Source organism: Micromonospora sp. LOL_024 (genome assembly GCF_048060415.1).
Classification (GTDB): domain Bacteria; phylum Actinomycetota; class Actinomycetes; order Mycobacteriales; family Micromonosporaceae; genus Micromonospora.
In genome coordinates this window covers 1-714 of sequence record NZ_JBHMIS010000170.1, presented here as the reverse complement: position 1 = coordinate 714, position 714 = coordinate 1, and the positions used below count along the sequence as shown (strand labels likewise).

Here is a 714-nt window from a genome sequence, read left to right as displayed (position 1 = left end):
ATCCGACACGCCGACACGGGCACCATCACTCACAGCCACAATCGATCATGAAACGGCCGTGGTGACCGCCATGACCACGTAGATCGGCCGGTTCGCGACCTGACCATCACGGATCTTCACGTTGATGGCATCGATGAACACGACCGGATACACGCGGTCCAGAGGCCGGTTCTGCCACTCGGCCATCCCCTCCATGACCTTGTCGGTGATGGTCGAGATGGTCTGCTTCGACACCTCAGCCCCGTACACCTCGGCCAAGTGGGCGCTGATCTCGCCGTGAGTCAGCCCCTTGGCCGACAACGACAGGACCATGTCGTCGACCCCGGACAGGCGCCGCTGGCGCTTACGAACGATCTGCGGCTCGAACGTGCCGGCGGCGTCGCGTGGCACCCGGACCTCGACCGGTCCGACATCGGTGAGCACGGTCTTGATCCGGCTGCCGTTACGGGTGTTCCCACTGCCCCGACCAGCAGGATCGTGCTTGTCGTAGCCCACGTGATCGGTGATCTCGCCATCCAGCGCGGATTCCAGGACCCGCTTGGTCAACTGCTGCAGCAGCCCGCCCTCACCGGTCAACTGCAGCCCGTCCCCACGAGCCCGATCGACCAGCATCGCGATCAACTGCTCGTCAGTAGCCCCAGCCACCGACCCTACGGCCGGCTGTCCCACAGTGGTCTCGGTCGTCATCTGGCGTCTCTCCCTTGATCGGTCGAT

Annotated in this window: 1 pseudogene; it reads right to left on the bottom strand. The window is 64.3% G+C overall.

Annotated features, from left to right (window positions below):
* Window positions 1–60: 60 nt before the first annotated feature.
* Window positions 61–612 (bottom strand): annotated as a pseudogene (locus ACFHWY_RS28745) (IS256 family transposase); the annotation flags it as partial.
* Window positions 613–714 lie beyond the last annotated feature (102 nt).